Here is a 6,197-nt window from a genome sequence, read left to right as displayed (position 1 = left end):
GCGATCGCGGAACCGTCGAGGTCTTCAACTTCGGCCCCGACATCGACACCCTGCGCAAGAACTGCCTCGAAGAAACCGGCCTCCCCGCACCCAAAAAGCCCATGTGGCGCCACGAACTCGCGGAGGCCGCGGAGTAACCATGGAAAACAACGGAGCACTCAAGGGTCTTCGTGTCGTGGAAATGGGCCAGCTTCTCGCTGGTCCGTTTGCTGGCCAGCTGCTGGGCGACATGGGCGCGGACATCATCAAGGTCGAGCCGCCGGGCAAGGGCGATCCCTTGCGCATCTGGGGCCAGGGCGAAAAGAAGGTCTGTTGGGAAGTGGTCGCGCGCAACAAGCGCTCGGTCTCGGTCAACATGCGCGTTCCCGAAGGCCAAGCACTCGTTCGAGAACTGATCCGCCACGCCGACATCGTGATCGAGAATTTCCGACCCGGTACAATGGAGAAGTGGGGCCTTGATCCCAAGCAGCTGCTCGAGGAGCAGCCGGGCCTCATCATTTCGCGCATGTCGGGCTACGGCCAGACTGGCCCCTACTCCTCGCGCGCCGGCTTCGGCGGCATCGGCGAGGCGATGGGCGGTTGGCGCTACATCGTGGGCGAACCCGATCGTGCGCCGAGCCGCATGGGTGTCTCGATCGGCGACACGCTGACCGCGACGTACGGTGTCATGGGCATCCTTGCCGCGCTCCACGTGCGCGACACGACCGGCAAGGGCCAGATCATCGACGCAGCCCTTTACGAAAGCGTACTGCAGATCACCGAGAGCCTTGTCTCGGAGTACGACAGTTCGGGCTTCATCCGCCAGCGCACCGGCTCTATCCTGCCCGGCATTGCGCCCTCGAACGTCTATTACTGCTCGGACGGCGAATACATGATCGGCGCCAATGCCGACCCTCTATGGAAGCGCCTTTCGACCGCGATGGGCAAGCCCGAACTCGGCGATGATCCGCGCTATGCGACCCACCTCGCGCGCGGGGAAAACCAGACCGAACTCGACGAGATGATCAACGCCTGGACCAAGAACTACACGGTCGAGGAAATGGACAATCTCATGATCGAGTATGCGATTCCTGCCGGTCGCGTCTACCGCGCGCCCGAAATGCTCGCCGACCCGCACTTCGCGGCGCGCGAAGCGATCGTCGAGATCGAGACCGAGACCCACGGCAAGCTCAAGATGCAGAATGCCTTCCCCAAGCTTTCGGCAACGCCTAGCTCGATCCGCAGCCCCGCCCCCTCGAAGGTCGGTCAGCACAACGCCGAGATTCTGGGCGAACTGCTGGGCCTCGACGCCGATGCCATTGCCAAGATGGAAGCGGCGGGTATCGTCTGACGCCAACGGCCTGCGGGCGGAAAGTAAAAAGGGTGCGGGAGCTTCGATGGCCCCGCGCCCTTTTTCGTACCTCAGCCCGCGCGCATTTCGACCGTGACCGGATGGAGCGGCGATCCGCACGCCGCGAAGGCATCGAGATTGGCGAGCGTCGTCGTCGCGATCGCGGCCATGGCCTCGCGCGTGAAGAAACCCTGGTGGCCGGTGATGAGAACATTCGGAAAAGTCATCAGGCGCACGAAAACATCGTCACGGATCACGGTGTCGGATAGGTTTTCGAAGAAGAGATCCCCTTCCTCTTCGTAGACGTCGAGGCCGACGTACCCGACCTTGCCACTCTTGAGACCGGCGATCACCGCGCGTGCATCCATCACCGCGCCACGACTGGTGTTGATCAGCATGACCCCTGCCTTCATCCGCGCGATCGCGCCGCGCCCGATCAGGTGGTGGGTAGCCGGAGTGAGCGGGCAATGCAGACTGATCACGTCGCACTGGCCGAGCAGGTCGTCGAGCGCGGTGTAGCGCCCGCCCAGTGATGTGAGTTCGGGGTTGGGGAAGGGATCACTGGCCAGCACCTCGCAGCCGAACCCCTTCAGGATACGCGCGACGTTGAGCCCGATCCGGCCCGTTCCCACAATCCCGGCGGTCTTGCCGCGCAAGTCGAAACCAAGCAGGCCATCGAGCGCGAAATTGCCCTCGCGCACCCGGGCGTAGGCCTTGTGAATGCGCCGGTTCAGCGCGAGCATGAGCGCTACCGCGTGCTCGGCGATCGCGTCGGGCGAATAGGCCGGCACGCGCGCAACCTTGAGCCCCAGGGCATGTGCCGCGACAAGGTCCACGTTGTTGAACCCCGAACAGCGCAGTGCAACCAGGCGAATTCCGTTGCGGGCGAGGACTTCCAGTTCGGCCCGGCCCAACTGGTCGTTCACGAAAGCGCAGACCGCATCGAAGCCTTGAGCGAAATTGGCAGACTGTTCGGTCAGGCGCGTGTCGAAATACGTGAAATCATGCGGTCGCCCCAAGGCGACGTTGGCTTGATCGAGAAACGCGCGATCGTAAGGTCGCGTGCTGAAGACAACCACCTTCATGTGTCCAATCCCCCGCGAGCCAAGCCATCACCCTGCCCGAGATGGTATCACGCATGCTGCATTGCACAAGGCACAAGGCCTCGCTAGCCTCCCTCTGGACACTTGCCCAGTGCATTGCGAGAGGAACGAGCCATGGTCTTGCGCGAGGACGAGCCAAGGACGCAGCCGGATTGGCACGCCATCGGGATCGCCAGGGCCTGCAACGAACTGAACTCGAACGAAAACGGACTGACGCATGACGAAGCCGAACGGCGTCTCGCGCGCCATGGCCCGAACCTCTTGCCACGCGCGCGGCCACCACATCCCCTCCTGCGCTTCCTCGCGCAATTCAACAATGCGCTGATCTATTTCCTCCTGGCCTCCGCCCTCGCCGCGTTCTTCCTGGATCATGCGATCGATGCCGGGGTGATCCTTGCCGTGGTGCTGATCAACGCCCTGGTCGGCGTGATTCAGGAAGGACGTGCCGAGAAGGCTCTCGCGGGGATGGAAAACCTTATTGGTGAACAGGCCCATGTCCTGCGCGAGGGTCATCGCCAGGCCATTGCGGCCGACACTCTCGTGCCGGGCGACATCGTGGTGATCGAGGCAGGCGATCGCGTGGCGGCCGACTTGCGCATCGCCCGCGCCCGCGCGCTCTCGATCGAGGAAGCCACCCTGACCGGCGAATCCGTCGCTGCCGAGAAGCATGCAGATCCCGTTAGCCGGGAAGCACCGCTCGCGGAGCGCTCAAGCATGGCGTTTTCGGGTACGCTGGTAGTGCGCGGTCAAGGCACTGGCCTCGTTGTCGCGACAGGCACCGCAACCGAGATCGGCAAGATCGGCACGCTGATCCAGTCGGTCCCACGCCTTGTCACCCCGCTGCTGCGCCAGATCGACCACTTCGGCACGCGACTGACCTTGTTGATCCTTGCTGGCAGCATCGCGCTGTTCGCCTTTGCCGTGGGCGCGCGCGGCTACCCCTGGGTCGATGCGCTGATCGCGGTCGTCGCGCTCGCAGTCGGCGCGATCCCCGAAGGGCTTCCCGCCGTCATCACGATCACGCTTGCGATCGGTGTCCAGCGCATGGCCCAGCGCCGGGCGGTGATCCGCAAGCTGCCCGCCGTCGAGACGCTGGGCGCGACATCGGTGATCTGCACTGACAAGACCGGGACCCTCACCCGCAACGAGATGACCGTCACGCGCCTGTTCGTGCCCCAAGGCGAATGGCAGGTCAGCGGGGACGGCTATGCGCCCGAAGGGACCATCGTCGCAACGACCGATCTTGCTCCGGCCGATCCGGACGCCGTTTCAGCCGCGCCCTATCGCGATATCGCGCGGTGCGCAGCCTTGTGCAACGATGGCCGCCTTGCGCAAGGCGAGGACGGACAGTGGCAGGTGGTCGGCGACCCGATGGACGGCGCCGTGCTGGCGCTCGCTGCCAAGGCCGGGCTCGACGGGCTATCGCGAGACGCCGCGTGGGAGCGTCTCGATGCCATTCCCTTCGATGCCGCCTACCGCTTCATGGCAACCCTGCACCGTACGCCCGAGCGGGCGTGCATCGCCTATATCAAGGGCGCACCGGAGGCCATCCTCGCGCTTTGCTCGGACACGACCGACGTGGCCCACTGGAAAGCGATCGTCGAGGATGCCGCAAGCCAGGGCGAACGCCTGCTCGGCTTCGCCTCGCTCGCGCTTCCCGAGGGCACCGTGAGGCTCGCCATGACCGACCTCGCCGGTGCGCGGATGCTCGGACTGATGGCCTTCGTCGATCCCCCGCGTCCCGAAGCCCGTAGCGCGATCGCGCAGTGCCGCTCGGCCGGAATAGCCGTGAAGATGATTACTGGCGACCATGCTGCAACCGCGCTGGCCATTGCCCGCGACCTCGAAATCGAGGACCAGCCACGCGCGCTCACCGGCGCACAGATCGAGGCGATGAGCGAAGACGAACTCCACGAGGAAGTCCCCGGCACCTGCGTCTTCGCCCGCGCCAGCCCCGAGCATAAGCTGCGGATCGTGCGCGCCCTGCAGGCGCACGGGCTGATCGTCGCGATGACCGGCGACGGGGTCAACGATGCCCCTTCGCTGCGCCAGGCCGACGTCGGCACCGCGATGGGCGCCAGCGGCACGCAGGCCGCCCGCGAGGCCGCGCAGATGGTCCTGCTCGACGACAATTTCGCCTCGATCGTGGCCGCCGTACGCGAGGGGCGCACCGTCTACGACAACATTCGCAAGGTCATCGCCTGGACGTTGCCCACCAACGGGGGCGAGATCATCGCGGTCGTCCTCGCCATCATCTTCGACCTCGCCCTCCCGATGAGCGCGACGCAGATCCTGTGGATCAATCTCGTCACCTCGGTCACGCTCGGGCTGGTGCTCGCCTTCGAACCGGCCGAACCCGGGATCATGAAACGCGCGCCGCGCGGGCGCGATGCACCATTGCTTTCGGGCTTCATCGTGTGGCGCGTGCTACTCGTCTCGGTGCTCTTCGCGGTGGCCCTGCTGGGCGTCTATGCAGGTGCGCTGCGCCTTGGCGCGGACATCGCGACAACCCGCACGATGGTGGTCAACATGCTGGTCATCGCCGAGATCTTCTACCTCTTCAACGTGCGCTATCTCCATGTCCAGTCTTTGAGCTGGCAGGGGCTTCTGGGAACCCGCGCGGTGCTCGTCGCGGTCGCACTGGTCACCCTCGCCCAGTTCGCGTTCACCTACCTCCCGGCATTCCAGACGATCTTCGACACCCGGCCGCTGAGTCTCTTCGAGGGGCTCATCCTAGTCGCGATCGGCGCGGCGATCTTCATCCTGCTCGAAGCTGAAAAAGCCCTCATGCGCCGCTTGGGCTGGTTCGCGGAGCTGGCCTGACTGCTCCAATCCAGGCCACGCTGCACAATTCTCGCGCCAACATGGATCGCATTTCCTCCAAGTGTGTTATCGTCTGGGCTAAGGACGCAGACGGTCCTGGCGGAAGGGGAGCGGCACGACATGGGAACGGCCTTGACGGCACACTTGGTCCTTGGCGAGCACGGCATGATCGGCGACGCCCGGCACACCGCCCGTATCGATGCCCAAGGGACGCTTACCCACATGGTCTGGAACGATGGTGCGCAGGCGCGCCTGCACCTTGACGAAGCGCTCTATCCCAGGGGAATTTCCAGCATCGCGGTCAGCGACGCCCGTCTCGTGACGCAATCCTACCGCGCCGGGACAACGATCCTCGACACCTATTTCTCCAGCCGTTCGGGAGCCGTGAAGCTCACCGATTTCATTCCGGTCGCGTCGCAGGACGTTACCCCCGATGGCCGGGGTGACGTCTGTCGCGTCGTGCGATTCCTCACCTGCACGCGCGGAACGCTAGGCGGCGCGCTCTTCCTTGATCTCGACAAGGAGAGCGACATCCGCCCGCCCGAAGTCGACGACCTCGGCGTCTGGCGGTCGCGCCCCGGCGGCGTCTGCGTGCAGGTCGATGGTTCCTCGCCGATCATCCTCGAGCATGATCGACTGCGCATGGATTTCACGCTCAAGGCGGGTGAACAGGCGCATTTGGCGATTTCCGGACAGCACGCCGCGCAAGAGCCCGGTTTCCATGGCCTGGCCGCCGCACGCAAGGCACTTGCCCAATGCGACGCGTACTGGCGCAACGCCGATACGGCGAAGACCTGATCGCATCGCAGCGCCACGTTTTTCGATACTTGGACCAATTGTATCGATTGCGTTCATTCTTGGACATTGCGCTGCAACATTTCGAGGCCCATCCTTGCCACGACCCCTGCGGTTCTTCCGGACCGCTCCCGATCGGCAAAGCG

At 64.7% G+C, this 6,197-nt stretch carries 4 protein-coding genes; 3 read left to right on the top strand and 1 reads right to left on the bottom strand.

What is annotated here, in order from left to right; all coding sequences use genetic code 11:
• Positions 1 to 139: 139 nt before the first annotated feature.
• Positions 140 to 1,330 (top strand): CaiB/BaiF CoA transferase family protein, encoded by a 1,191-nt coding sequence (locus HT136_RS24420; protein WP_214202456.1) that lies wholly within the window; start codon positions 140 to 142, stop codon positions 1,328 to 1,330.
• A gap of 71 nt (positions 1,331 to 1,401) precedes the next feature.
• On the opposite strand, the gene HT136_RS24415 is transcribed toward HT136_RS24420, so the two are convergent.
• Complete coding sequence (locus tag HT136_RS24415; RefSeq protein WP_214202455.1) at positions 1,402 to 2,415, bottom strand: 2-hydroxyacid dehydrogenase; 1,014 nt, start codon at positions 2,413 to 2,415, stop codon at positions 1,402 to 1,404.
• 132 nt (positions 2,416 to 2,547) lie between these two features.
• Between HT136_RS24415 and HT136_RS24410 the strand changes: the two genes are divergently transcribed.
• Positions 2,548 to 5,256, top strand: a complete 2,709-nt coding sequence (locus HT136_RS24410; protein WP_214202454.1) for a cation-translocating P-type ATPase — start codon at positions 2,548 to 2,550, stop codon at positions 5,254 to 5,256.
• Positions 5,257 to 5,388: 132 nt separating this feature from the next.
• Positions 5,389 to 6,054, top strand: a complete 666-nt coding sequence (locus HT136_RS24405; RefSeq protein WP_214202453.1) for a glycoside hydrolase family 15 protein — start codon at positions 5,389 to 5,391, stop codon at positions 6,052 to 6,054.
• The last annotated feature ends 143 nt before the right edge of the window (positions 6,055 to 6,197 follow it).

It is taken from the genome of Novosphingobium profundi (genome assembly GCF_018491765.1).
Lineage (GTDB): Bacteria > Pseudomonadota > Alphaproteobacteria > Sphingomonadales > Sphingomonadaceae > Novosphingobium > Novosphingobium profundi.
Note: the sequence above shows the minus strand (reverse complement) of the source record. Positions and strands in the feature narration are given on the sequence as shown.